The sequence below is a fragment of the Aeromonas sp. SG16 genome, from assembly GCF_024436135.1.
Classification (GTDB): Bacteria; Pseudomonadota; Gammaproteobacteria; order Enterobacterales; family Aeromonadaceae; genus Aeromonas; species Aeromonas jandaei.
This window is the reverse complement of record NZ_JANFNW010000002.1, coordinates 38,162-64,003: the sequence shown is the minus strand read 5'-3', so window position 1 is coordinate 64,003 and position 25,842 is coordinate 38,162. Positions and strand designations below refer to the sequence as shown.

The following is a 25,842-nucleotide window of genomic DNA, read 5'->3' as shown; positions in this document are numbered from 1 at the left end:
AACGCCCCCTACTCCGCGCCGTTATTGCGTTTGGATTGATGCAAATAGTTCTGCAACATGGCCTGGATCACCCGCGGATTCTGACCATCCTGAATCCCCATAATGGCATCGAGGATCAGCGTGCGGCAGAGCCGCTCCTCGCCACTGCGCAGCTCCAGCTTGTCGGCAATCGGGATCGCGATCATGTTGGCCTCGATAGCGCCATATAAGGTCGTGAGCAATGCCACCGCCATGGCCGGGCCGATAGACTTGGGATCGCTCATGTTTGCCAGCATTGCCACCAGCCCCACCAGCGTACCTATCATCCCCATGGCCGGGCCGAGATCCCCCAGAGTGCGGAACACCTTGATGGCGATGACATGACGCTCGGAGGTCAGCTCGATATCCTTCTCCAGCACGCCACGCACCACATCGGCATCGTGACCATCCACCAGCATATCGATCCCTTTTTTCATGAAGGGATTGGGGATTTCCGCCGCTTCCAGCGCCAGAAAGCCCCCCTTGCGGGATGCATCGGCCAGTTCAACCGCCTTGGTAATGAGATCTTCCAGCTTGTCGCCCTTGTACATAAAAGCTTTGCCGGCCACCTTGAACGCCATCAGGAACTGGCCAAGGTTGAACTTCATCATGGCGATAAAGATGGAGCCCAGAATGGTGATATAGACGGAGGGCATGTCCACATACATGGTGACGGGGCCACCAAGCAGCATGCCGTATATCACCACCCCGAAGCCCAGCACTATGCCTATCAGACTACCTAGATCCACGTCCTACTCCTGTCATCTGTGCTGATGCACTATTATACGCCGTTGAATTTTCTGCTATTGCGGCCCCGGCGGCAAGTTTCCATCCGAAGGGGGAGAGAGCTCATTATCGACCGATTTGTCGAGAGTTTGCGGCTCTGGCGTTTTCAGCCTCCCCCCGCTGGGCGGTCGATGTTAATATAAGCCGTTTTTTTCAATCCCCGAGGATGGACATGGCCAGTAAAAAAATCGACCGTCTGAGTTTTGATGCCACTCTGGAAGAGCTGGAAACCATCGTTCATCAGCTGGAGCAAGGTTCCCTCCCGCTGGAAGAGGCGCTCAAGCAGTTCGAGCAAGGGGTCCATCTGGTGCGTGCCGGCCAGCAGAAGCTGGAACAGGCAGAACAGAAGATCCAGATCCTGCTGAGCAAAGCCGATGGCAGTGACCAGCTTGCCCCCTTCCAGCCAGAACAAGGAGAAGAGTGAGTGGCGCTGGACCATTTTTCCCGTCTGCATCGTCAGCGTATTGACGACTGTCTGTCAGCACAACTTGAATCCTTGCCCGCCATGGCGCCGCGCCTGCGCGATGCCATGAAATATGGCTTGCTGCTGGGCGGCAAGCGGGTTCGTCCTTTTCTGGTCTACGCCGTCGGCGAGATGCTGGGGGTAAAGAGCGAACTGCTCGATGGCCCTGCCGCTGCGGTGGAGTGCATCCACGCCTACTCGCTGCTGCACGACGATCTGCCCGCCATGGATGACGACGATTTGCGTCGCGGCCAGCCGACCGTCCACAAGGCCTTTGATGAAGGTACCGCGATTCTGGCGGGTGATGCGCTGCAGACGCTGGCATTCTCCATTCTGGCCGATCACCCCATGCCAGAGACACTGCTGGCCAACCGAGTGCGGATGCTGAGCACCCTCGCCCGCGCCTCCGGCTATCTCGGTATGTGCGGCGGTCAGGCGCTGGATCTGCAAGCGGAAGGACGCCGGATCACGCTCGCCGAGCTGGAGCAGGTACACCGCCACAAGACGGGGGCACTCATCGAGTGCGCCGTCACTCTTGGCGCCCTGTGCAAGGAGAATGTGGATGAAGCGACCCTGACGGCACTGCAAACCTATGCCTCCGCCATCGGCCTCGCCTTCCAGGTGCAGGATGACATCCTCGACATCACAGGTGACACCGCCACCCTGGGCAAACCGCAAGGCTCCGATCTGGCGCTGGAGAAGAGTACCTATCCGGCCCTGCTTGGACTCGAAAACGCCCGTGAGCTGGCTCGCGAACTGCACGGTAAAGCCTTAACAGCCCTGCAATCCTTGCCCTACAATACCGACATTCTGGAAGCGTTCGCCGATTACATCATCGAGCGAACCCACTAAACGCTGGATAACAGTTAAAAAATGAGCGTTGATATTAGCAATTTCCCCAATCTGGCCCTCGCGGACACCCCGATAGAGCTGCGTTCCCTGCCCAAAGAGCGGCTACCGGTGCTGTGCAACGAGCTGCGCGAATATCTGCTGCGCTCCGTCAGCCGCTCCAGCGGACACTTTGCCTCCGGTCTCGGCACGGTCGAACTGACCGTGGCCCTGCACTACGTCTACAACACCCCGTTCGATCGGTTGATCTGGGATGTGGGCCATCAGGCCTATCCCCACAAGATCCTGACCGGACGCCGTGACCAGATCCACACCATCCGTCAGAAGGATGGTCTGCACCCCTTCCCCTGGCGTGGCGAGAGCGAGTATGACGTGCTATCCGTCGGCCACTCCAGCACCTCCATCGGAGCCGCTCTCGGTATGGCGGTTGCCGCCGAGAGTGAAGGGCTGGGCCGCAAGGTCGTTGCGGTGATCGGTGATGGCGCCATCACGGCGGGGATGGCTTTTGAAGCGCTCAACCACGCCGGCGACGTCCATAAAGACATGCTGGTGATCCTCAACGACAACGAGATGTCCATCTCCGAGAATGTCGGCGCGCTCAACAACCATCTGGCCCGGGTCATGTCCGGCAAGCTCTACACCACTATCCGCGAAGGCGGCAAGAAGGTGCTGGCCGGTCTGCCGCCAGTCAAGGAGCTGGCCAAGCGGGCCGAAGAGCACCTCAAGGGGATGGTGGTGCCCGGCACCCTGTTCGAGGAGTTCGGCTTCAACTACATCGGCCCCATCGACGGTCACGATATCGAGGCTCTGGTCGAGACCCTGCGCAATATGCGCAATCTCAAGGGCCCGCAGCTGCTGCACGTCAAGACCAAGAAGGGCAAGGGCTACGAGCCAGCCGAAAAAGACCCTATCGGTTATCACGCCGTGCCCAAGTTCAATCCGGACGAGTGCGCCCTGCCCAAGGCGAGCGGTGCCAAACCTACCTTTTCGGCCATCTTCGGCCAGTGGCTGTGCGACATGGCCGCCAAAGACGAGAAGCTGGTCGGCATCACCCCTGCCATGCGCGAAGGCTCCGGGTTGGTGAAATTCAGCCAGCAGTATCCGGATCGCTACTTCGATGTGGCTATTGCCGAGCAACATGCTGTCACGTTCGCTGCCGGTCTTGCCATCGCCGACAAGAAGCCGGTGGTCGCCATCTATTCGAGCTTCCTGCAGCGCGCCTACGATCAGGTGATCCACGACGTGGCGCTGCAAGAGCTGCCGGTGCTGTTAGCCATCGACCGGGCCGGTCTGGTGGGCGCTGACGGCCCAACCCATCAGGGCGCATTCGACATCAGCTTCCTGCGCACCGTGCCCAACATGGTGATCATGACCCCCTCCGACGAGAACGAATGCCGTCAGATGCTCTATACCGGCTATTGCCATCAGGGGCCAGCCGCAGTGCGCTACCCACGTGGCAGCAGCCTGAGCGATGCCCCCATCTCGCAGGAGATGCAGGCGCTGGCGCTTGGCAAGGGACGCATCATCCGAGAGGGCAAAGGTACCGCTATTCTGGCGTTTGGCACTCTGCTGCAACACGCCAAAGCGGCGGCCGAAGCGCTCGATGCCACCCTGGTGGACATGCGCTTCGTCAAGCCGATGGATGAGGCGCTGGTGCTGTCGCTGGCGGCTAGCCACGATCAGTTTGTCACCATCGAAGACAATGCCATCATGGGCGGCGCCGGTTCAGCGGTGAACGAGCTGCTGATGCGCAATAAACAGTGCAAGCCGGTGCTCAACCTCGGCCTGCCGGATCGCTTCGTGGAACAGGGTACCCAGCAGGAGATCTATGCCCTGCTCGGTCTGGACGATGCAGGCATCCAGCGCAGTATCGAAAGCTGGCTGCAAGCCTGATAACGCTTAAAGCTATCAATAAAAGAAGGGCGCCTCATTGGCGCCCTTCTTATTTTTGCGTTTCTAACCCGGATTACCCTTTATAGATCTTGGGGTTAAACACATCCCGCAGCCAGTCACCCAGCAGGTTGATGACCAGCACCAGCACCACCAGACAGATGCCCGGGAAGGCGGTGATCCACCAGGAGCCGGAGAAGATGTAGTTGAAACCGACGCTGATAAGCGAACCGAGCGAGGGTTGATCAACCGGCATCCCCAGACCGAGGAAGGAGAGCGCCGCCTCACTCATGATGGCGTTGGCCACCTGCACGGTGGAGATAACCAAAATGGGCGACAGGCAGTTGGGCAGAATGTGGCGGAACATGATGCGCGGGGCGCGGAACCCCATCACCTTGGCCGCTTCCACATACTCCTTCTTCTTCTCCGCCAACACAGAGGCGCGCACGGTACGGGCGTACTGCGGCCACTCGGCGATCCCGATGATCACCACCAGCATCACGATGGCAAAGCGCGAGTAGAACTCGGAGCCAAAGGTCGCCTGAAAGATGGCGGAGATAATGATCGCCACCATCATGGTGGAGAACGACAGCTGCACGTCGGCAAAGCGCATCAAGAGGTTATCGATGCGACCGCCAAAGTAGCCGGCGATCAAACCGATGACGATACCCAGCACCAGCTGCAGCCCCACCGCAAACAGACCAATGGTGAGGGAGATACGGGCACCATAGAGGATGGTGCTCCAGATATCCCGCCCCTGGTTGTCGGTGCCGAGCCAGAAGCGCTCCTCGCCGCCATCCAGCCATGAAGGAGGCAGTTCGGCATCCATCAGGTCGAAGCTGGTCTGGTCATAGACGTTGTGCGGGGCGATCCAGGGGGCCAGCAAGGCAGCCACCACGAACACCACGAACACCGCAAAGCTGAACATGGCTACCTTGTCCCGCAGGAAGTAGTAGACGATGTCGGAGTTCTTGAAACGTGCCCAACGGCTTGGGCTTGCAGTTACAGCATTAGTCATGTGCTTACCCCTTGGCAGTCAGGTTAACGGTCGGGTTGATCAACCCGTAGAGCAGGTCGACCAGAGTATTGGTCACCACGAAGATCAAGCCCACGAAGATGACGTAGGCGGTGATCAGCGGGGTATCGACCCGGTGGATCGCCTCGAGGAACAGGAAGCCGGTCCCCGGCCACTGGAATACGCTCTCGGTCAGGATGGTGTAGGCCACCATGGTGCCGATCTGCACCCCACCGACGGTAATGACCGGCAGCATGGTGTTCTTCAGGGCGTGCTGATAGTAGACCTTGTTGTTGTCCAACCCCTTGGCACGGGCGAACTTGACGTACTCGGAGGAGAGCTGCTCCAGCATTTCGGAGCGCACCAGCCGGATAAACAGCGGCAGCATGATGGAAGAGAGCGACACCGCCGGCAGGATCAGGTGTTTGATACCGTCCCAAGTGAAGAAGCCCGACTCCCAACCCAGCAGGTTACGGGTCTCGCCGCGACCATAGGCCGGCAGCCAGCCCAGCTGGATGGAGAAGAGATACATCAGCATGATGGCGGTCAGGAACACCGGGATCGAAATGCCGATACTGCTCCCCGCCATGATGATCTTGGTGGGAATGCTGCGCGGCCGGATCGCCGAATAGACACCGAGTGGAATGGAGACCACGACGATGATCAGTGCGGCGGCAAAGACCAGCTCAAGGGTAGCTACCAGCTTGTCGAGGATCACCTCAAGAGCCGGTCGCTTGAAGAAATAGGAAGTACCCAGATCCCCGTGCACCGCATTTTTCAAAAAGCGGCTGTATTTGACGAGGAAGGGATCGTTGAGGCCCATCTTCTCGCGCAATTCGTGACGCTGGGCTTCGGAGACGGATTGTCCCACCAGCTCGCGCAACGGATCCCCCAGGTTGTCCTGGATGGAGAAGGCGACCAGGCTGATGACGAACATCACTATCACGGCCTGATAGAACCGTTTCAGCAGGAATGTAAACATGCTTGTCCTTCTACGTGGCCTGTGTCGTGGCACAGGCTTCTGTTAGCAGGCGGAGTGGCCAGCTGACCACTCCGCCCCGTCCTTCCTTGTGACGTTCGCTTACTTGCCGACCACCAGATCGCCGAAGTAAGGGAAGTTCATCACGTTGACCACCGGCTTGATGTCGACGTTCTTCTTGGCGCCATAGGCCAGATCTTCCCAGTGCAGCGGCACATAAGCTGCATCCTCGATCACCATGGCTTCCACCTTCTTCAGCATCTCGGCACGCTTGGCCGGGTCGGTCTCGGCGTTGGCCTGCTCGACCAGCTTGTCAGCCTCTGCATTGGCATAGCCGGCGCAGTTGTACTGACCCATACCGGTCTTGGCATCCTTGGTGAAGGTCAGGAACTCGAAGAAGTTCGCGGTATCTTCAGTGTCGGAGTGCCAGCCGATCATCTGCATGTCGGCAGCGCACTTGTCAAACTCCGGCCAGTACTGGGCCACCGGCATGGTCTTCAGATCCACCTTGATGTTGATCTTGGCCAGCATGGCGGAGACAGCCTGGGCAATCTTGACGTCGTTGACGTAACGGGCTGCCGGGGCGATGAAGGTCATCTTGAAGCCCTTCTCCTGACCGGCTTCTTTCATCAGCTGCTTGGCTTTGGCCAGATCATACTGGGGCACCAGCGCTTCGTTGTGACCGGCATAGCCTTTCGGGCTCAGCTGGCCGGCAGGGGTACCGAAGCCCTTGTTGATCTTCTCGACGATACCCACCTGGTTGATGGCGTAGTTGATCGCCTGGCGCACACGCTTGTCTTTCAGTGCCGGGTTGGTGTTCTGGTTCAGCTCGATGATGATGGCGCGGGTACCGGACAGGGTGACCAGCTGGGAGTCCTTACCATTTTTCACCCGCTCCAGATCGTTCGGCGCAACCGGGTAGATCACGTCCACGTCACCACCCAGCAGCGCGGCTACGCGGGTCGCGTCTTCCTTGATCGGCACCACGGTCAGGTTCTCGACGTTACCCTTGGAGGCCTTGTCCCAGTAGTTGGGGTTGCGGGCATAATCGAGCTTCACGCCCTGCTCGCGGAACTTGACGGTGAACGGGCCAGTACCGGAGACATGGGTAGATGCATAGGAGTCACCGTTCTTGACGATCTCGGCCTTGTCTTTGCCCGCTTCGGTCTTGCCGGTATAGAACTTGGAGTCCATCGGGAAGATGTAGGTGACGGTCTGCAGGATCAGCGGGAACGGCTTCGCGGTGATCAGATCGACGGTGTAATCATCTACCTTCTTCACTTCGACGATAGGGTCGAAGATCGCCTTGAAGTCGACAGAGGACTTCAGACGGTTGACGGTCCATACCACGTCATCGGCGGTAAAGTCGTTACCGGAGTGGAACTTGACGCCTTTGCGCAGGTGGAAGCGGACGGTCTTGTCGTCAACACGCTCATACTTCTCGGCCAGACGCGGCTCGAATTTCAGATCCTGGGTGTAACGCATCAGGGGATCGAATACCAGGTGCGACATCTCCAGGGTCTGACCGGAGAGCTGCTCCTGCGGATCCAGCGAGGTGGCATCGGAGGCGACACCTACCTTGATATCAGCGGCAGAGACGCTGAAGGCGAAACCGGCGGCAAACAGCGCCAGGGCAATCTTGGAAAATCCTTTCTTCATCTTTTTCTCCATGCTTTTGGCTTTTTTATTAACGAACAACGGGTTTGAGCGACCATCCGGCGCACCGGCGCTCTCCTAGCTTGCGATTTCCAGCCCCTCACGGGACATTCCCTTGAACTCCGGCATGAGGGAGATCAGCTTGCGGCTGTACTCATGCTCGGCATTGGTAAACAGTTTCTCGGTCTCGGCCACTTCCACCAGATGACCGTGCTGCATCACCCCGATGCGGTCGCACATCTGGCGGATCACCGGCAGATCGTGGCTGATGAACAGCATGGTGAGCTTGAGCTCCTGCTGCAGATCCTTGAGCAGGTTGAGGATCTGGGCCTGTACCGACACATCCAGCGCCGAGGTCGGCTCGTCGCAGATGAGAAAACGGGGGCGGGTCGCCAGCGCACGGGCAATGGAGATGCGCTGACGCTGACCACCGGAGAACTCGTGGGGATACTTGACCCCGGCTCCGCGGCCAAGACCGACGTGATCCAACAGATCCCCGACAATCCCCTCGATCTGGCTCTCGCTGCTCGCCAGCTGATGGAAGCGGATCGGCTCGGCGATGATGTCGCGCACCTTCATCCGCGGGTTCATCGAGGAGTAGGGGTTCTGGAACACCATCTGCATCTGGCGACGCAGAGGGCGGCGCTCGCGCTCGCTCTTGAGGGCTGTCAGATCGATCCCCTCAAAGACGATTTTGCCTGTATCAGGCGGATAGAGACCGGTGATGGCGCGGGCAATGGTCGATTTACCTGAGCCCGACTCCCCCACCAGACCGAAGGTTTCACCCTCGAAGATCTCGAAGCTGATGTTGTTGCAGGCACGCACATACTGGCGGCGACTCGGGAAGATGGAGTCCTTGGTGACAAACTTCAGATCGACGTTCTCCACCCGCAGCAGCGCCCCTTCATAGGCACGCTCGTCCTGACTCTGACCGAGCCAGTGGGTCTTTAGGTCGATATTGGTATCCGGCGCGCTGGCATCCTCGATATATGAGACCAGCGGGAAGCGCACCAGCTTCACATCCGAGCGGGGCACCGCCGAGATGAGGCTGCGGGTATAGGGGTGATTGGGGCTGCCCAGCACCTGTTCGGTGCGGCCAAACTCCACCAGATCGCCGCGATACATCACCGCCACCTTGTCGGTGACGTTGGAGACCACGCCCATGTCGTGGGTCACCAGCATGCAGCCCACCTGACGCTCCTTGCAGAGGGTGCGGATAAGCTGGAGGATCTGATCCTGGATGGAGACGTCCAGCGCCGTGGTCGGCTCGTCGGCGATGATGAGTTCAGGATCGCCGGAGAGGGCGATGGCAATCACCACCCGCTGGCGCATGCCACCGGAGAACTGGTGCGGATACTGCTTGATGCGCAGCTCCGGGCTCGGGATCCCCACCGCCTTCATCAGATCCAGCGCCTTGGCAAAGGCCGCTTCGCGTGACAAATCGGTGTTGGCCAGAATGGTCTCGACCAGCTGATGCTCAACGGTGAACAGCGGGTTGAGGGAGGTCATCGGATCCTGAAAGATAAAACCGATGCGTGAACCACGGATAGCCCGCATCTCGTTCTGGCTCTTGCCGGAGATAAGCTCGCCATTGAGGTAGATATCGCCGCGGGCGATGCGACCGGGCGGGCTCAGGAGATCGATGACGGCGTTGCCGATGGTGGATTTGCCAGCACCGGACTCACCCACGACGCCGACAATCTCCCCTTTTTCGATGGAGAAAGAGAGATCCTTCACTGCGGCCAGTACCCCGTAGCGGGAGGGATACTCGATCCGCAAGTTCTTTACTTCGAGCAAGGACATGTTTACCTCTGCGGGGGACATCCGTCCCAAATAATTCGTCCATAAATCGGCCGCAGATGCCGGTGCTGCTCAGGGCAATTAATGCTCAATCCGTGTAGCAGTTAAACCAGCGATCCGGGCGGGTTTTTTGCATTTTTTTGGAATAACCCGCGAGTAAATTAGACGGTTTGCCCACGGGTGTAAATGATTGAGTTATACAATTCCGCAATGTTTTGCGCAGATAACCACCATTTCCATAGCGAAAAATGATGACTATAGTCACAAAAACGGCCCGCATATCCATATACCTACCGCTAGCATTACTTTAATTTCAACAAGAACGCAACAAGCAGCATTTATCACTATTCTCCATTCGCGGTAAGGCCCCGAATGAGTAGTGAATATTTATGTGAAATGGATGATATGCGGCAGCATATGCCGATGAATGAAAATTAGGCAGATATAAATCGGGGAGTGCTGTAACAGTCACTCCCCGGAAGAGGGCAATCAAGCGAGCCAGGCGGCCAGTAATTGCATACAAATGAGGGCGAACAGAGCGGCGATCAGATCGTCCAGCATGATGCCAAGGCCGCCGTGGATACGGCGATCAAACCAGGAGATGGGCCAGGGCTTGAGCACATCGAACAGGCGAAACAGCAGGAAGCCCGCCAGTACCCACTCCCAACCGGCCGGCGCAGCTATCATGGTGACGCCAAAGCCGATCACCTCGTCCCAGACGATGGCGCCGTGATCCGGCATGCCGATGGCATCGGTGGCGCTCTGGCAGATGCGGATACCGATCAGGAACCCCACCACCAGCAGGGCGATAAACCAGGAGGTCGGCAGCCCACTCACCAGCAGGTAGAGCGGGATGGCGGCGATCGTTCCCATGGTACCCGGCGCTTTGGGGGAGAGACCGGAGCCAAAGCCCACCGCCAGAAAGTGGAGCGGGTTCTTCAGATCCAGTCGTTTCAGCTCGGGCTTTATCATGAACAGACTCATGCGAAGTGATCCCACCCTTTCAGTTGCAGCTCGACCGGCTGCTCGCCACGCAGGTACTCGATGCCCGGTTCACCCGCCACGATGCGGCCGATACGGGTAAACTTGACCCCGCTGTGGGCCAGCGCGGTATCAAGCGCACCGTGATGCTCCTGCGGCACGGTAAAGCAGAGCTCGTAGTCATCGCCGCCGGCCAGCGCCAGCTGCCACGCATCCTGCTCGCTCACCGCATCCTGCAGCACCGGCGAGAGCGGCAGCAGATCGAGATCGATCTGGGCCCGCACACCGGACGCCTTGAGGATATGGCCGAGATCCGATGCCAGCCCGTCGGAGAGATCCAGCGCACTGCCCGCCAGTCCGCGCAGTGCCTGTCCGGCCAGAATGCGGGGATGGGGGTGGTCGAGGCGCGGCAGCACGGCCGCCAGCTGGTTCTCGTTGAGGGTGCGTTTGCCCAGCAGGTGGGAGAGCGCCAGGGCGGCATCCCCCAGAGTGCCGGTCACATAGATGCCGTCACCGGCTTTGGCACCGCTGCGCATCAGGGCGCGACCGGCAGGCACCGATCCCTTGACCGACACCGTGATGGAGAGCGGCCCGCGGGTCATGTCCCCGCCCACCAGCGCCACGTTGTAGTACTCGGCGAGCTCCAGGAATCCTTCGGCAAAGCCGGCGACCCAGCTCTCGTTGATGGCCGGCAGGGTCAGCGCCAGCGAGACCCAGCGCGGTTCGGCGCCCATGGCGGCGAGATCGGAGAGATTGACCGCCAGCGCCTTGTAGCCGAGATCGACAGGATCCATGTCGGGGAAGAAGTGCACGCCGCTGACCAGGGTATCCGTGCTCACCGCCAGCTGGGTGTCGGGGGGCAGGGTCAGCAGGGCGCAGTCATCTCCAGGGCCCATCACCACGTCCTTGCGGGCGTGGGGAACCTTGAAGTACTTATCAATCAGCTCGAATTCACCCATACAGTAAAAAGCCAGCGATAAGCTGGCTCCTCTATTAGATGCTGATGAACGCAGCTATCAGCGCTTGTCCAGCGACTTGATCACCTTGTCCAGTACACCGTTGACAAACTTGTGGCTGTCATCGGCAGCAAAAGCTTTGGCCAGCTCGATCGCTTCGTTGATGACCACGCGCGGCGGCACATCATCACGACGGGTCAGCTCGTAGGTCGCCAGACGCAGGATCGCCTTGTCCACCATGTCCACTTCTTCCAGCGGACGGGAGAGGAAAGGTGCGAAGACCTTGTCCAGCTCGTTGCAGTGGAGCGATACCCCGAACAGCAGATCGCGGAAGTAGTTCAGGTCTACACCCTTGGTGTCCTGATCAATCTTGAACTGCTCTTCGATGTCACCCACGTTGGCCTTGGTCATCTGCCACTGGTAGATGGCCTGGGTGGCGCAATGACGGGCTTTACGGCGCTCAGACGGTTTCAATGCATTTCTCCTCGTTACACGTCCAGTTCTTTCAGGACGTTGATCATTTCAAGCGCTGCCAGTGCAGCCTCTGCACCCTTGTTACCCGCCTTGGTACCTGCACGCTCGATGGCTTGTTCAATGTTTTCGGTAGTCAGCACGCCGAAGGCGACGGGGATTTCATACTCCATCATCACCTGGGCCATGCCTTTGCTGTTCTCGTTTGCCACCAGATCGAAGTGGTAGGTGCCGCCACGGATGACAGTACCGACCGCCACGATGGCGTCATATTTGCCGCTCTTGGCCAGCTTCTTGATAACCAGCGGCATTTCAACTGCGCCCGGTACTTTCACCAGAGTCAGATTGCTGTCCTGCACTTGACCTTGACGCTTCAGTACGTCTACTGCACCACTCACCAGGCTGTCGTTGATGAAGCTGTTGAAACGGGCAACGACAATGGCAACGCGCGCCTCGGGAGCGGCAATGTTTCCTTCGATAACCTTCATTGGAAATCCTGTATCTGTGAAAGCAAAAGGGCCGGAGTCAAAAGTGCGCACATTCTAGCACAACAGACCCACGACAAAAACCATGGCCGCAACGAGCGGCCATGATCGCCAATTCAACGGGCCGGCGTGGTCATGCGCCGGCATACGCCACGGCTTGCCGAGGACGGATAACGCCCTCTGCAAGCCGAAGCTGTAGCGTTTATTCGCCTATGTATTCAACCACTTCCAGACCGAAACCGCCGAGGGCATGGTACTTCTTCGGCGAGCTCAACAGGCGCATCTTGCTTACGCCAAGGGCCTTGAGGATCTGGGAACCAACCCCCACCCGGCGCGAAGTCCCCTGCCACTTGGCTCCTTCCGGCGCCAGCCCCTTGTCGGCGGCTTCAAAACCCTTGACCCGGGCCAGCAGCTCGGCGCCATGGGCTTCCGCCCCCAAAATCACCAGCACACCGCCCTCGTCAGCGATGCGGGCCATGGATTTGGGCAGCGGCCAGCTGCGGGCAGCGTGGCGATCGGTCAGCAGCAGATCGCTCAACACATCGTGCAGGTGCACCCGCACCAGGGTCGGCTGATCGGCCTGTACCTCACCCTTTTTCAGGGCAAAGTGCACCTGATTGTCGATGGTGTCGCGGAAGGTGATGAGGTCAAACTCGCCAAACTCGGTGGGCAGCTTGCACTCGGCCACCTTCTCGACCGTGGTCTCGTGCTGGTTGCGGTACTCGATAAGGTCGGCGATGGTGCCGAGCTTGATGCCGTGCTCCTCGGCGAAGATCTCCAGGTCAGGACGACGCGCCATGGTGCCATCTTCATTGAGGATCTCGACGATGACGGCGGCAGGCTCGAAACCGGCCAGACGGGCCAGATCGCAGCCCGCTTCGGTGTGGCCGGCACGGGTCAGCACGCCGCCATCCTGCGCCATCAGCGGGAAGATGTGGCCCGGCTGCACCAGATCGGCCGCCTTGGCATTGGCCGCCACAGCGGCCTGCACGGTCACCGCGCGATCGGCGGCGGAGATACCTGTGGTCACCCCTTCTGCCGCCTCGATGGAGACGGTGAAGGCGGTGGAGAACTGGGCATTATTGCGATCCACCATCAGCGGCAGCGCCAATTGCTTGCAGCGATCCCGGGTCAGGGTCAGGCAGATGAGGCCACGGCCGTAGCGGGCCATGAAGTTGATATCCTCCGGACGGACACAGGAGGCGGCCATGATGAGGTCCCCTTCGTTCTCCCTGTCTTCGTCATCCATCAGGATCACCATCTTGCCAGCCTTGATGTCGGCAATGATTTCCTGGGTTGTGCTCAGCGCCATGGGCTACTCCATCTGTCTATTTGGGGATTGAGCCCGCAGGCTCAACGGGAATGCGAGATATGCTGCTCTAGATTGGGGCGCATGGCCCCATTTCAATCGGAGCGGGATCACAGAAAATCGTTTTGGTCGGGGCCAACACCCCGACCATCAGAGAAAACCGGCCTTGGCCAGCTTGTCCAGAGTCAGGGTGGAGGCGCTGCTCTCCTGACTCTTGCCCATCATCAATCGCTCCAGATAACGGGCGATCTGATCGACCTCGAGGTTGACCTTGTGACCCGGCTTCCAGCTGGCGATGGTGGTCTCCTGCGCGGTGTGGGGCACGATCGTCAGGCGGAACAGGTCGCCCTGCACCGCGTTGACGGTGAGGCTGATGCCATCCACCGCAATGGAACCTTTCTCGGCGATGTAGCGGGAGAGCTCCCCCGGCGCCTTGATCCAGTACTCGATGGCGCGGCCGCTGCTGGAGACGCTTTTCACTTCCCCTACCCCGTCCACATGGCCGGAGACCAGATGGCCGCCGAGACGGGAGGTGGGCATCAGCGCCTTCTCGAGGTTGACCCGATCGCCCACTCTGGCGGCGGCAAAGCCGGTACGGGAGAGGGTTTCCAGCGACACATCGGCGGTATAGCTCTTGTCGCCCAGTGCCACGACGGTGAGGCAGACGCCGTTGGTGGCGATGGAGTCGCCCAGCTTGACGTCGCTAAAATCCAGGCCCGGGGCATGGACGGTGAGGGCCATGTCCTCCCCCTGACGACGCAGTTCGGCCAGGGTCCCCACCGCTTCGATAATTCCGGTAAACATGCAGATCACCTTGCTGATGACGGGGGCAGCTGCTGCCCCCTTGAACATTGAAAGATCAGGCTATTTTGGCGGTAATGCGAATATCTGGCCCCACCATGCGCACATCCTTGATGGCGAGCTTGGGCGCCTGGAACAGCCGGGTCAGGCCGGGCAGATGGAACAGGCCACGCCCCTCGTCGCCCATCAGTTTGGGCGCCTGATAGAGCACCAGCTCATCCACCAGCCCTTTTTCCAGCAGAGCGCCGCACAGGCGCGGCCCCGCCTCGACCAGTACCGAATTGACGTTCTGCTTGGCCAGCAGCATGAAGAGGCTGACCAGATCCAGCTTGCCATCCAGCAGCGGCAGCTCCAGCTGCTGCACCCACGCGGGCCACTCGCCGGATGCCTTGTGGCGGGCCAGCAACACCGGGCTCTCGCTCTGGAACAGCGGCAAGTCGGGGGTGAGCCGGTTTTGCGAATCGACGATAACTCGCAGCGGCTGGCGCAGGGTCTCTTTGGGGTAGCTCGCCTTGACCGAGGGGGGCAGCTCGTCCCAGCGCACGGTCAGGGATGCGTTATCGGCCAGCACCGTCTCGGCGCTGGAGAGCACCGCATCGTGACGGGCCCGCAGTCGTTGCACATCGCGGCGCGCATCCGGGGAGGTGATCCACTGGCTCTCGCCGCTGGCCATGGCGGTGCGGCCATCGAGACTGGCCCCCAGCTTGACGGTCACCCGCGGGAAGGCGGTCCGCATCCGCTTGAAAAAGCCCGGGTTGAGCGCTTCCGCTTCGCTCGCAAGCAAGCCGAAATCGGTCTTGATGCCCGCTTCGGAGAGCATGCGCAGGCCACGTCCACCCACCTGGGGATTGGGATCGACCATGGCCGCCACCACCCGGGCCACTCCGGCGTTGATCAGCGCTTCGGCGCAGGGAGGAGTACGGCCGTGGTGGGAGCAGGGTTCGAGAGTCACATAGGCGGTGGCGCCACGGGCGTTGTCACCGGCGGCGCGCAGGGCGTAGACCTCGGCATGGGGCTCGCCCGCCTTCTGATGCCACCCTTCGCCAACCACCACACCATCTTTCACCAGCACGGCGCCGACGCAGGGGTTGGGAGCCGTGGTGTACCGGCCGCGACGGGCCAGCTCGAGGGCCCGACTCATCCATTGGTAATCATCTTGACTAAACATCCGGGCTCCTGTTTCCAGCAACGTATCCCGTGTGGTGCAGCAATCTGATGAGTTGCGTTCTCTTATCTCTTGCAGCTCACCAGCTTCTCGCCAACAACATCGGGCAGATCGGCCATGGCATTTCCCGCCATGACGGCAGGCGCCGACTCGCAGGTTGCGGTCACACGCCCTCAAATTTTTTCACCAGCGAAACAACGCTAAGCTTGGATGTTTCACTGGCGTAACAGTCCATTTGCCAGCCGGCAGCCAGCGTGGCGGCACCGGCCGGTCATACCCCCTCCGATCCGGGAGGGGCATGCAGTCGTTACTTCTCCAGCTTGGCGATCTCTTCGCCAAACTCGCGGATATCTTCAAAGCTGCGATAGACGGAGGCAAAGCGGATATAGGCCACCTTGTCCAATCCCTTGAGCTCATCCATCACCAGATTGCCCACCAGCTGGGAGGCAACTTCCCGCTCTCCGGTGGCGCGCAGGCGTGACTTGATGTGGTTGACCGCCTTTTCGATGGCTTCCATGCTCACCGGACGCTTCTCCAGCGCCCGCAGGATACCGGCCCGCAGCTTGTCCTCGTTGAACGGCTCGCGCGAGCCGTTGGACTTGATGACCCGTGGCATCACCAGCTCAGCCATCTCGAAGGTGGTAAAACGCTCGTGACAGAGCAGGCATTCGCGACGGCGGCGCACCTGATGGCCTTCGGCCACCAGACGGGAATCGATCACCTTGGTATCAACGGCACTACAGAAAGGGCAATGCATCTGACCTCCGGCGTTAACAAAACGGGGCACCCGCCAACAGGTGCGGGTGTTAGGTCGGCCAGTGTAGCACGGCCATCCAACCGCGGTAAAAAGCGCAAAAGCGTGATTTTTCTGGTCGTTATCGCCAGGGGGCAGCTCAGTCGTCATAAGGCAGGCTATCGGGATCGCAATCCTGATAATCGGGGGCAGGATCGACCACAAACCGCACCGCATCGATATGGCTGTGGCCCAGCAGCAGCGCCTTGCCGATCCTGTGCATGCCATCCATCACCCGACCGGCGCTGTCGAGAATGATCGGATAGGCGAGATCCGCCGCCATGATGAGCTGGCAGTGCTCGACCACACTGCGCACCGTGGGAGTGGCGCTGCCATGACCGTACCAGTGATCGCGGTCGAGCTCGGCAATGTCGCTCAATGCCACCGCCTGCCGCGGCAGATCACGGCTCAGTCGCACCAGCCGCCGCACATCCCATGCCAGCAGCCCCTGCTCACTGGCGCGAAAGTGATACTGGGCGCGGATTGCCAGCCGAAGCTCCGCCTCCTGCGCCTTGTCCCGCTCTGTGCAGGAGTGAGCCTCTTCGCTCTGCATCTTCTCTTCACGGTTCAATCTCATCCCTCCCCTGTTGCCCAACGCCATAAAAAACAATGCCACCCGAGGGTGGCATTGGTCTCAAACCGGATGGTCTGACTTATCAGCCATAGACCGGGAAGCGGCGGCAGATATCCAGCACCTTCTCGCGTACGGTGGCCAGCACGGCATCGTTGTCGTGGTTGTCCAGTACGTCGCAGATCCAGTGGGTCAGCTCGATGGACTCGGCTTCCTTGAAACCGCGGCGGGTGATGGCCGGGGTACCGATCCGCACACCGGAGGTGACGAACGGGGAGCGCGGGTCGTTGGGCACGGAGTTCTTGTTGACGGTGATGTTGGCTTTGCCCAGCGCAGCGTCAGCATCCTTACCGGTCAGCTCGCGACCGATCAGGTCAACCAGCATCAGGTGGTTGTCGGTACCGCCGGAGACGATCTTGTAACCGCGCTCGATGAAGGTAGCGGCCATCGCCTTGGCGTTTTTCACGACCTGAGCCTGATAGGTCTTGAACTCGGGCTCCAGCGCCTCTTTGAAGGCAACGGCTTTACCGGCGATGACGTGCATCAGCGGGCCACCCTGACCACCCGGGAAGACGGCGGAGTTGAGCTTCTTGTAGAGCTCCTCGTCGTCAGCGGCGGAGAGGATCAGACCACCGCGCGGACCAGCCAGGGTCTTGTGGGTGGTGGAGGTGACCACGTGAGCGTGGGGCACCGGGTTCGGGTAGACGCCAGCGGCGATCAGACCAGCCACGTGAGCCATGTCGACGAACAGGTAGGCACCGACCTTGTCGGCGATTTCACGCATGCGGGCCCAGTCAACGATGCCGGAGTAGGCGGAGAAGCCACCGATCATCATCTTCGGCTTGTGCTCGACAGCCTGACGTTCCATGTCGTCGTAGTCGATCTTGCCGGACTCATCGATACCGTAGGGGATGATGTTGTACAGCTTGCCGGAGAAGTTGACCGGGGAGCCGTGGGTCAGGTGACCGCCGTGGGCCAGGTTCATCCCCAGCACGGTGTCGCCCGGTTGCAGCAGGGCCATGTAGACGGCGCTGTTGGCCTGGGAGCCGGAGTGCGGCTGCACGTTGGCGTAGGTGGCACCAAACAGCTCTTTGGCGCGCTCGATAGCCAGGGTTTCAACCACATCCACATACTCGCAACCACCGTAGTAACGCTTGGAGGGGTAACCTTCGGCGTACTTGTTGGTCAGCTGGGAGCCCTGGGCTTCCATGACACGGGGGCTGGTGTAGTTCTCGGACGCAATCAGCTCGATATGCTCTTCCTGACGACGGGTTTCGTCTGTGATGGCCTGCCACAATTGCGGATCATAATTGGCGATGGTCATGTCACGTTTCAACATCCGTTTCTCTCCTGAAAATCGTTTGCGCGATAGGTGAAGTGGGCCCGCGCATTGTAACGTGAGCTGGATCAAAGAGACAGTCCAACCACCTAAAAAAATGTTGAATTTATGTTGTAAAAATCAGGAGTGTCTGCCTGCCCCAGCCTGCAATCGTGACTCAAAAAGTCTCATTCAACCCTGCTCTTTGACTGGGCAAAACCCGAAGGGGATCACAACGATCCCGTTAGCCTTCCGGTAACATCTTCATTCGAAACAAATTTCATCATGATGGAGCTGATTGCAGCCATGCATCCGAGGGGCTGCACCTAACCGGAGGAATTGAAGATGGACCATCTGCTCACCTTTCTGATCCTGGCGATCTTTTTTCTGTTTTACTGGGTCTACTACACCAGCCAGCGCAAGCATATCCCCACCAGCGCGTGGGAGGAGCTCCCGACAAAGATGGAGTATCTGGCGATCCACCCGGAGGCGGTCGATGGCGACATCATCTTCTGTCACCACTGCGGCCATCACGAATTGATGGAAGTGGGGCTGGTACATCTGGCAGATTATCGCCGCGAATGGGTCTGCGCCAAGTGCAAGCAGGTGCTCTTTCGCGATGACGATCCCCACTCTCTCTGATGTGCCAAATGGCACAAGGAACAGATAATGAAACAGTTACACGCCAGCTGCCTCTGTGGAGCCATTCACCTCACCCTGCCTGACCAGTTCGACTACATGGGCAACTGCCACTGCTCGGAGTGCCGCAAGTTTTCCGGCTCCGACTATGCCTCCGTCGGCGGACTGGATGGCAGCAAGGTCACCGTCACACAGGGCGAGGAGGCGCTGACCCGCTACCGCAAATCGGCCGAAACCACCCTCGCCTTCTGCCGCAATTGCGGATCCAGCCTTTTTAGCGAAAAGCAGAGCAGCGGCAAGATCAACTTGCGGCTGGGGATCCTCGACGATGTGCCGACCCAGAGCCCCAACTTCCACATTTTTGTCGGCTCCAAAGCGCCCTGGCATCAGATTGGCGATGATTGTCCGCAGTTCGAGACCCGCCCCTGAACAGAACCGCCAGCCTGCACCCTCTGTGCCCGGCTGGCTGGAGTCACCGAAACCACCCCATGAAGTTTCCTTTATTTTTAAAGTCGTTAGAATCGGGGGCCATCAAGGCTCCCGATTGCCATCCACGGAGGAAAAATGCAGGACTTTATGGCTACCAGCGAACGCCGGGCCGAACTCTACTGGTGGTTCTCCACCCTGTTCGCCGCTGAACTCAGTGATGAGCAGATCGCCGAATATGACACCTATGATGTGCGAAGCTTCCTGAAAAGCCTCTCGACCCTGGATCCGATGCGCGAAGCAGTGGCCGAACTCAATGATGCCATCGCCCGCCTGCTGGTGCGCCCGGCTCGCCAACAGGAACTCGCCGCCGACTTCGCTGGCCTGTTTTTGGTGGATCCCAAGCTGGGTGCCCTGCCCTACGAGTCTCTCTACCGTGGCGAGGCCAAGTTGCTGATGCAAGCCCCGATGGCCGAGATGCAGGCCCGCCTCGATCGCCTCGGCATCAATGTCAGCGACAAATACAAAGAGCCTGCCGACCATCTCGCCATCGAGCTGGATCTGATGGGCAATCTCATCATCCGCGCGGCCGAAGCAAAGAGTGCAGCCGAGCGGGAAAACTGGCTCGACGAACAGGAAGCGCTGCTGCACGGCCACCTGCTGGGCTGGTTCGACAAGTTCGAGAGTGCCTGTCGCGCCGCCGACCAGTTTGGCTTTTACGGCGCCAGTGCCCGTCTGCTGGGAGTATTCCTCAAGATGGATGCCAACTACCTGACTCTGGTCAAGCCGGCCCAGGCCAGCTAAGCCGATGAAAACAGCCCTGCTTCTCATTGCATGCTGGCTGTTGGCCCTGATCCCGCAGGATCAGGGCATTACCCCTCTCGTTGCCCTGCTGTTCAATCCGGATCGCGAGCTCTACGGTACTGCCCAGCTCACCGGCTTTGCCGGCATCCTGCTGACCCTCTACCTCTCCAACCTCGGCGTCGAAGTGGTGCTGCGCCGCCGCTTCCAGATCGCTGGCATGCTGGCCCTACTGGCCGCCTGGATTGACTTCATCCAGAGCAGCGGCAGCAGTGCCCACTGGCTGCAACTCTATGCGCTGGCCCTGCCTTTCCACCTGCTAGGCTGGCTGGTGTTTGTGCGCGGCGTTCAGGCCTTTGGCCGCCAGAAGGGATAAACCTTTTTCTTTCAATAACCTGCCTCTATTTCTGTCAATCCCCTTGCTCGTTGTATGGCTGTAACTATCTCGCCTGGCTCCCCGTCAGAGAGTTCGTGCCATACTCAAAGACGATGTTAATGACAGATAAGTCAATGTCGGGGCCATCATGGACAGAAAACCTCTCAGCAACGATACCGATGCTCTCATGACACAGCTCTCCGATCATTCGGTACTGGAGCAGCTCATGGGCACAGCCCCGCTGGGTATCGGCGTGTTCGATCGGGAGTTCCGCTATCGCAAGGTCAATCAGGTGCTGGCCGACATCAATGGCAAAACCATCGAGGAGCATCAGGGCAAACACCTGCGGGAGGTCGTTCCGAAACTGGCACCGACTCTGGAGCCCATGTTTCAGCAGATCATGCGCAGCGGCATTCCCTACGTCGATATCGCCATCACTGGCCAGACTGCAGCCCACGACAGCAACTATCGTCGCTGGCAGGCCACTTACAGTCCGATGCGCGATGAGCAAGGAGAGCTGAGCGGCATTCTCGCCATTGTGCGCGACATCACCGAGCAGTACGAAACCGAGCAGCGTCTGCAACTGGCGATGCGAGCTGCCCAGATAGGAGTGTGGGAGTGGCATGTAGAAGAAGATCGCATGCTGTTTGAAGGTCAGATTGAGACTCTGCTCGGTATTCCGGCCAACCGCTTTCGCGGGGGCTTGCAGACATTTGTCGACTGCTTTGAACCTGAATCTGCACGCCAGCTCAAGTCGGCCCTGCTGGGGCGGGAGCCCATCCACCTCACACTGAGTTATCTCAACCCCCAGCAAGAGCGTCACTGGGTCGATATTCATGCCGACCATGTGCCCGCCACCGAGTCAGTCGGTCAACGAGTGATGGGTGTGATCCACAATGCCACTGCCCGTCGTCGCCAGGAGGAGCGGCTTCATCAGGCCAACGTGGTGTTCGATACCACGGCTGAGGGGATCATCATCCTCGACAGCGAGCAGCGTATCATTTCGGTCAACCCGGCCTTTACCATGCTGACCCAGTATGATGCCGAGGAAGTGACGGGACGAACGCCAGACATCATCATGCACCCAAGGCGCTACATGGAGCATGACTATCCCTGGCATAACCTGCGTCCCGGCAACCACGCCTGGCATGGCGAGATGGTCTGCCTGCGCAAGGATGGCAGCTACTTCTCCTCCTGGCAGCAGATCAGCGCCGTCTATGACAGTTTCAACAACACGACGCATTATGTGATTGCCCTCTCCGACATCAGCGCTATCCGCAAGGTAGAGGCGGAACTGAACCACCTTGCCTATCACGATACGCTGACCGAACTTGGCAACCGCCATCTGCTGCAAGAGCGGCTGGCCCTTGAACTCAAAACAGCGCAACTCAATCACACTCGCCTCGGGCTGCTTTTCATCGATCTTGATGGCTTCAAGCTGATCAACGACAGCCTGGGCCATGGGGTCGGCGATCAACTGCTCAAGCGGCTGGCCGAACGGATCAACGGCTGCCTGCAGCAAAACGATCTGGCGACCCGGCTGGGAGGTGATGAATTTCTGGTACTCATTCCCTATCTGGAACATCCCGACGAACTGTCTGCTCTGGCCAATACGCTGCTCGCCGTGCTGCGCGAACCGGTAGAGCTGGACCATGAACTGGTCGCCATTTCGGCCAGTATCGGCATTGCCATGTATCCGGATCATGCGGAAACACCGGAAAATCTGGTCAGCGCGGCAGACAGCGCCATGTATGAAGCCAAAAGCCAGGGACGCAACGGTTATCAGTTTTACACCCCGAGCATGGCGGCGCGGGCCCGTGAACGGATGCAGATTGAACAGGGGTTGCTCAAGGCGATGGAGCTGGAACAGCTCTGTATCTTCTATCAACCCATGACAGATCTGAACGATGGTCACCTGAGTGGTCTGGAGGCCCTGCTACGCTGGCAACACCCGAATGAAGGGATGATCAACCCGGCCCGTTTTATTCCGGTTGCCGAGGAGTGCGGCCTCATCGAAAAAATTGGCGAGTGGGTGATGCGCCATGCCTGCGAGCAAGGCCAGGCTTGGCTGGCCGCCGGCCTGCCAGTCCCCCGGATGTCAGTCAACGTATCCGTGCGGGAGATGCGATCTCCCGGCTATGTGGAGCGGGTAGCGGCCATTCTGAGCGAGACGGGATTTCCGCCACAGCGGCTGGAGATCGAGGTGACAGAGAGCATTATCCAGCGGGTCGAACAGAGTCTGGATCTCTTTACCCGTCTGAAAAGCCTCGGCGTGCAGATTGCCATCGACGACTTTGGTACAGGCTTCTCGTCACTGAGTTTGCTGAAAACCCTGCCCATCGATCGCATCAAGATCGACCGGGCTTTCGTACAGGCCTTGCCGGAGGACAAAAATAGCCGGGAACTCTGCCGCACCATCATCAATCTGGCCGACAGTCTGGATATGGAGGTCACCGCCGAGGGTATCGAGACGCGGGCCCAGTATACCTTCCTGCAATCACTCAACTGCGGCGAGGGACAGGGTTATCTGTTCAGCAAACCGCTACACGTCAACCATATGGGTGACCATCTGCATCAACGCATGCACTCATAGTGCAGACAGTCATTATCGCCAACCGGGAGGCATCCGCCTCCTGGCAGCCAACCGGATTACCACTCAATCTGCAAGCGGGACTCCCAACCATCATCACGGTCATTGAGCATGCGTGTCAGCGGTGATTCGCCAGCATAACGGGGGGCAGGTTCACTGAAGGTGAGTCTGGTGCCGGGATCTTTGGCCTGCCATGCATGACCAAGCTGATCGGCCACCCGATCCCGCAGCGCAGGTGAAGCCTCCTGATGGGTGATCTCGAACTCTTTCAGAGGTTCGCCAGCAGGAACTGGCGCATCAAACTGCCAAAGGGATGCACAGAGCAACAGGGAAAACATAACAACCTCCAATTAATCAACCAGCCCCTTTTTACCGACGCGTTGATTAATTGTCATCGACTTCCCTGTAACCAAATATTGCCGTCTATCCAAAAGTCTAATTGCCCCCACCCGCCAAAGGTATAAGTTGTTACTTAATCATTAAAAGAATGTATTCAAAGGAGTGAGTGATGAGCGAGAGCAAGGTCTACCCGGTCAAACCCCATATCAGCAAAAGTGCCCTGCTCGACAAGGGCGACTATGCCGCCATGTATCAGGCCTCCGTCGAGGATCCCGATACCTTCTGGGGTGAGCAGGGCAAAATCCTCGACTGGATAAAACCCTACACCAGGGTAAAAAACACCTCCTACGATCCGGGCCATGTCTCCATCAAATGGTTTGAAGATGGCCAGCTCAACGTCTCCGCCAACTGCCTCGATCGCCACTTGGCAGAGCGTGGCGACAAGGTCGCCATCATCTGGGAAGGGGACAATCCGGCCGAAGATCGCAAACTCACCTACCGTGAGCTGCACGCCGAAGTGTGCAAGTTTGCCAACGTCTTGAAAGCCCAAGGGGTGCATCGCGGTGACGTGGTCTGCCTCTATATGCCCATGGTGCCCGAGGCCGCCATCGCCATGCTGGCCTGTACCCGTATCGGCGCGGTACACAGCATCGTCTTTGGCGGCTTCTCGCCGGAAGCGCTGGCCGGCCGCATCATCGACTCCGGTTCCCGCATCGTCATCACCGCTGACGAGGGGCTGCGCGGTGGTCGCGCCGTGCCGCTCAAGAAAAATGTGGATGAAGCGCTTACCAACCCGGATACCCAGGTCAGCAAGGTGATCGTGCTCAAGCGCACCGGTGGCAATGTTGCCTGGCACAACCATCGCGATGTGTGGTGGCACGAAGCGACCGCCGCCGTCAGCAGTGACTGCCCGCCGGAGGCGATGAACGCCGAAGATCCGCTCTTTATCCTCTATACATCCGGATCCACCGGTAAACCCAAGGGGGTGCTGCACACCACCGGCGGTTATCTGGTCTATACCACCCTCACCTTCAAATATGTGTTCGACTACCACGAAGAGGACATCTACTGGTGTACCGCCGATGTGGGCTGGGTCACCGGTCACTCCTATCTGGTCTACGGGCCGCTTGCCAACGGTGCCACCACCATCATGTTCGAAGGGGTGCCCAACTACCCGGCTACCAACCGCATGAGTCAGGTGGTGGACAAACACCAGGTCACCATTCTCTATACAGCCCCCACCGCCATCCGTGCCCTGATGGCCAAAGGCACCGAGGCCGTGACCGGCACCTCGCGCCAGAGCCTGCGCATCATGGGCTCGGTAGGTGAGCCCATCAACCCGGAAGCCTGGGAGTGGTACTACCGCACCATAGGCGACGAGCGCTGCCCCATCGTCGATACCTGGTGGCAGACCGAAACCGGCGGCATCCTGATTACGCCGCTGCCCGGTGTGACCGACCTCAAGCCTGGTTCAGCCACCAAGCCGTTCTTCGGCATACAGCCGGCGCTGCTCGACAATATGGGCGAGCCGCTGGAAGGCGCCACCGAGGGCAATCTGGTGATCACCGACTCCTGGCCGGGTCAGATGCGCACCGTGTTCGGTGATCACGAGCGCTTCGAGCAGACCTACTTCTCCACCTTCCCCGGCCGCTACTTCACTGGCGACGGTGCCCGTCGCGATGCAGATGGCTACTACTGGATAACAGGACGGGTGGATGATGTACTGAACGTCTCCGGCCACCGCATGGGTACCGCCGAAATCGAATCGGCGCTGGTTGCCCATCCCAAGATCGCCGAAGCGGCGGTGGTGGGGGTGCCGCACGAGATCAAGGGTCAGGGTATCTATGCCTATGTCACCCTGATTGCCGGCGAGGAGCCGAGCCGCGAGCTGCATAAAGAGGTGAAGGAGTGGGTTCGCAAGGAGATCGGCGCCATCGCTACCCCAGACGTGATCCACTGGGCCGAGGGGCTGCCAAAAACCCGTTCCGGCAAGATCATGCGGCGAATTCTGCGCAAGATCGCCACCGGCGAGACCGACAGTCTGGGGGATATCTCCACCTTGGCGGATCCGGGAGTGGTGGACAAGCTGATCCGCGAGAAGTCGGAAGCGGCCTGATCCCTCTGCCAACTCACTTGCAAAGCCGGCCTTGTGCCGGCTTTGATGTTTTCAGAACGGTGCAAACAGCCTGCGTCACCGGAACCTCGCACTCAGGGCGAGAAAGCTCAATAAATAGGCAGATGTAGAGATTAGACCAGTAAAATGCTGCTAATTTTCACGAAATCAATATAATTGCGAAATCTGTGTGCCAGGGCACACCGATTTGCGCAGAAAATGGCTAGATTTCTGGTAGTCCACAAGATAGCT

25 protein-coding genes are annotated in these 25,842 nt (G+C 59.3%); 9 read left to right on the top strand and 16 right to left on the bottom strand.

The window, feature by feature from the left end; all coding sequences use genetic code 11:
- Positions 1-8: 8 nt before the first annotated feature.
- Positions 9-767 carry a flagellar motor protein PomA gene (gene pomA, locus NOM67_RS07400; protein WP_208736885.1) on the bottom strand — a complete coding sequence of 253 codons (759 nt, stop codon included), beginning with the start codon at positions 765-767 and terminating at the stop codon, positions 9-11.
- A gap of 209 nt (positions 768-976) precedes the next feature.
- Between pomA and xseB the strand changes: the two genes are divergently transcribed.
- The 3 genes from xseB to dxs are packed head-to-tail and all read left to right on the top strand — an operon-like array spanning position 977 to position 4,009.
- Positions 977-1,228: an exodeoxyribonuclease VII small subunit gene (xseB, locus tag NOM67_RS07395; protein ID WP_041207970.1), complete on the top strand. Its 252-nt coding sequence runs from the start codon at positions 977-979 to the stop codon at positions 1,226-1,228.
- The gene (gene ispA / locus NOM67_RS07390) at positions 1,229-2,119 is read left to right on the top strand and encodes a (2E,6E)-farnesyl diphosphate synthase (protein ID WP_033114147.1); all 891 of its coding nucleotides are present in this window, start codon (positions 1,229-1,231) and stop codon (positions 2,117-2,119) included.
- A 21-nt stretch (positions 2,120-2,140) separates the two neighbouring features.
- Positions 2,141-4,009, top strand: coding sequence for a 1-deoxy-D-xylulose-5-phosphate synthase (dxs, locus tag NOM67_RS07385; RefSeq protein ID WP_255935454.1), 1,869 nt, complete (start codon positions 2,141-2,143; stop codon positions 4,007-4,009).
- Positions 4,010-4,082: 73 nt separating this feature from the next.
- Here dxs and NOM67_RS07380 read toward each other — a convergent pair whose 3' ends face one another.
- The 14 genes from NOM67_RS07380 to glyA form a co-directional block, all read right to left on the bottom strand.
- The gene (locus tag NOM67_RS07380) at positions 4,083-5,024 is read right to left on the bottom strand and encodes an ABC transporter permease (RefSeq protein WP_041207967.1); all 942 of its coding nucleotides are present in this window, start codon (positions 5,022-5,024) and stop codon (positions 4,083-4,085) included.
- A 4-nt stretch (positions 5,025-5,028) separates the two neighbouring features.
- Positions 5,029-6,003, bottom strand: a complete 975-nt coding sequence (locus tag NOM67_RS07375; RefSeq protein ID WP_041207966.1) for an ABC transporter permease — start codon at positions 6,001-6,003, stop codon at positions 5,029-5,031.
- A gap of 99 nt (positions 6,004-6,102) precedes the next feature.
- The gene (locus NOM67_RS07370) at positions 6,103-7,659 is read right to left on the bottom strand and encodes an ABC transporter substrate-binding protein (RefSeq protein WP_042032165.1); all 1,557 of its coding nucleotides are present in this window, start codon (positions 7,657-7,659) and stop codon (positions 6,103-6,105) included.
- Between the two features lie 75 nt (positions 7,660-7,734).
- Positions 7,735-9,459 (bottom strand): ABC transporter ATP-binding protein, encoded by a 1,725-nt coding sequence (locus NOM67_RS07365; RefSeq protein WP_108571707.1) that lies wholly within the window; start codon positions 9,457-9,459, stop codon positions 7,735-7,737.
- 486 nt (positions 9,460-9,945) lie between these two features.
- Positions 9,946-10,440: a phosphatidylglycerophosphatase A gene (locus NOM67_RS07360; RefSeq protein ID WP_104015577.1), complete on the bottom strand. Its 495-nt coding sequence runs from the start codon at positions 10,438-10,440 to the stop codon at positions 9,946-9,948.
- The gene (gene thiL, locus NOM67_RS07355; protein WP_041207962.1) at positions 10,437-11,396 is read right to left on the bottom strand and encodes a thiamine-phosphate kinase; all 960 of its coding nucleotides are present in this window, start codon (positions 11,394-11,396) and stop codon (positions 10,437-10,439) included. Before thiL ends, NOM67_RS07360 begins: the two co-directional genes overlap by 4 nt.
- Positions 11,397-11,453: 57 nt before the next feature.
- Positions 11,454-11,867, bottom strand: coding sequence for a transcription antitermination factor NusB (nusB, locus tag NOM67_RS07350; RefSeq protein WP_033114140.1), 414 nt, complete (start codon positions 11,865-11,867; stop codon positions 11,454-11,456).
- Positions 11,868-11,881: 14 nt separating this feature from the next.
- Positions 11,882-12,352, bottom strand: a complete 471-nt coding sequence (gene ribE, locus NOM67_RS07345) for a 6,7-dimethyl-8-ribityllumazine synthase (RefSeq protein WP_033114139.1) — start codon at positions 12,350-12,352, stop codon at positions 11,882-11,884.
- Positions 12,353-12,551: 199 nt separating this feature from the next.
- Positions 12,552-13,661 (bottom strand): bifunctional 3,4-dihydroxy-2-butanone-4-phosphate synthase/GTP cyclohydrolase II, encoded by a 1,110-nt coding sequence (gene ribBA, locus NOM67_RS07340; RefSeq protein WP_043850107.1) that lies wholly within the window; start codon positions 13,659-13,661, stop codon positions 12,552-12,554.
- Between the two features lie 147 nt (positions 13,662-13,808).
- On the bottom strand, positions 13,809-14,462 hold the full coding sequence (locus NOM67_RS07335; protein WP_033114137.1) for a riboflavin synthase: 654 nt from the start codon (positions 14,460-14,462) through the stop codon (positions 13,809-13,811).
- Between the two features lie 55 nt (positions 14,463-14,517).
- Positions 14,518-15,627 (bottom strand): bifunctional diaminohydroxyphosphoribosylaminopyrimidine deaminase/5-amino-6-(5-phosphoribosylamino)uracil reductase RibD, encoded by a 1,110-nt coding sequence (gene ribD, locus NOM67_RS07330; protein ID WP_208736898.1) that lies wholly within the window; start codon positions 15,625-15,627, stop codon positions 14,518-14,520.
- A gap of 304 nt (positions 15,628-15,931) precedes the next feature.
- Positions 15,932-16,381 carry a transcriptional regulator NrdR gene (gene nrdR / locus NOM67_RS07325; RefSeq protein WP_033114135.1) on the bottom strand — a complete coding sequence of 150 codons (450 nt, stop codon included), beginning with the start codon at positions 16,379-16,381 and terminating at the stop codon, positions 15,932-15,934.
- A 136-nt stretch (positions 16,382-16,517) separates the two neighbouring features.
- Positions 16,518-16,994: a hypothetical protein gene (locus NOM67_RS07320; protein ID WP_370689160.1), complete on the bottom strand. Its 477-nt coding sequence runs from the start codon at positions 16,992-16,994 to the stop codon at positions 16,518-16,520.
- 79 nt (positions 16,995-17,073) lie between these two features.
- Positions 17,074-18,327, bottom strand: coding sequence for a serine hydroxymethyltransferase (glyA, locus tag NOM67_RS07315; RefSeq protein ID WP_040068624.1), 1,254 nt, complete (start codon positions 18,325-18,327; stop codon positions 17,074-17,076).
- Between the two features lie 324 nt (positions 18,328-18,651).
- Between glyA and NOM67_RS07310 the strand changes: the two genes are divergently transcribed.
- From NOM67_RS07310 to NOM67_RS07290, 5 genes are all read left to right on the top strand, one after another.
- On the top strand, positions 18,652-18,948 hold the full coding sequence (locus NOM67_RS07310) for a hypothetical protein (RefSeq protein WP_124241348.1): 297 nt from the start codon (positions 18,652-18,654) through the stop codon (positions 18,946-18,948).
- A 27-nt stretch (positions 18,949-18,975) separates the two neighbouring features.
- The gene (locus NOM67_RS07305; protein WP_033114131.1) at positions 18,976-19,374 is read left to right on the top strand and encodes a GFA family protein; all 399 of its coding nucleotides are present in this window, start codon (positions 18,976-18,978) and stop codon (positions 19,372-19,374) included.
- A gap of 135 nt (positions 19,375-19,509) precedes the next feature.
- Complete coding sequence (torD, locus tag NOM67_RS07300) at positions 19,510-20,175, top strand: molecular chaperone TorD (RefSeq protein WP_198506519.1); 666 nt, start codon at positions 19,510-19,512, stop codon at positions 20,173-20,175.
- A 4-nt stretch (positions 20,176-20,179) separates the two neighbouring features.
- On the top strand, positions 20,180-20,548 hold the full coding sequence (locus NOM67_RS07295) for a hypothetical protein (RefSeq protein WP_198506520.1): 369 nt from the start codon (positions 20,180-20,182) through the stop codon (positions 20,546-20,548).
- A gap of 187 nt (positions 20,549-20,735) precedes the next feature.
- On the top strand, positions 20,736-23,141 hold the full coding sequence (locus NOM67_RS07290; RefSeq protein ID WP_370689159.1) for an EAL domain-containing protein: 2,406 nt from the start codon (positions 20,736-20,738) through the stop codon (positions 23,139-23,141).
- A gap of 56 nt (positions 23,142-23,197) precedes the next feature.
- On the opposite strand, the gene NOM67_RS07285 is transcribed toward NOM67_RS07290, so the two are convergent.
- Positions 23,198-23,476 carry a hypothetical protein gene (locus NOM67_RS07285; protein WP_043850100.1) on the bottom strand — a complete coding sequence of 93 codons (279 nt, stop codon included), beginning with the start codon at positions 23,474-23,476 and terminating at the stop codon, positions 23,198-23,200.
- Positions 23,477-23,646: 170 nt separating this feature from the next.
- On the opposite strand from NOM67_RS07285, the gene acs reads away from it, so the two are divergent.
- Positions 23,647-25,593, top strand: coding sequence for an acetate--CoA ligase (gene acs / locus NOM67_RS07280; protein ID WP_255935430.1), 1,947 nt, complete (start codon positions 23,647-23,649; stop codon positions 25,591-25,593).
- The last annotated feature ends 249 nt before the right edge of the window (positions 25,594-25,842 follow it).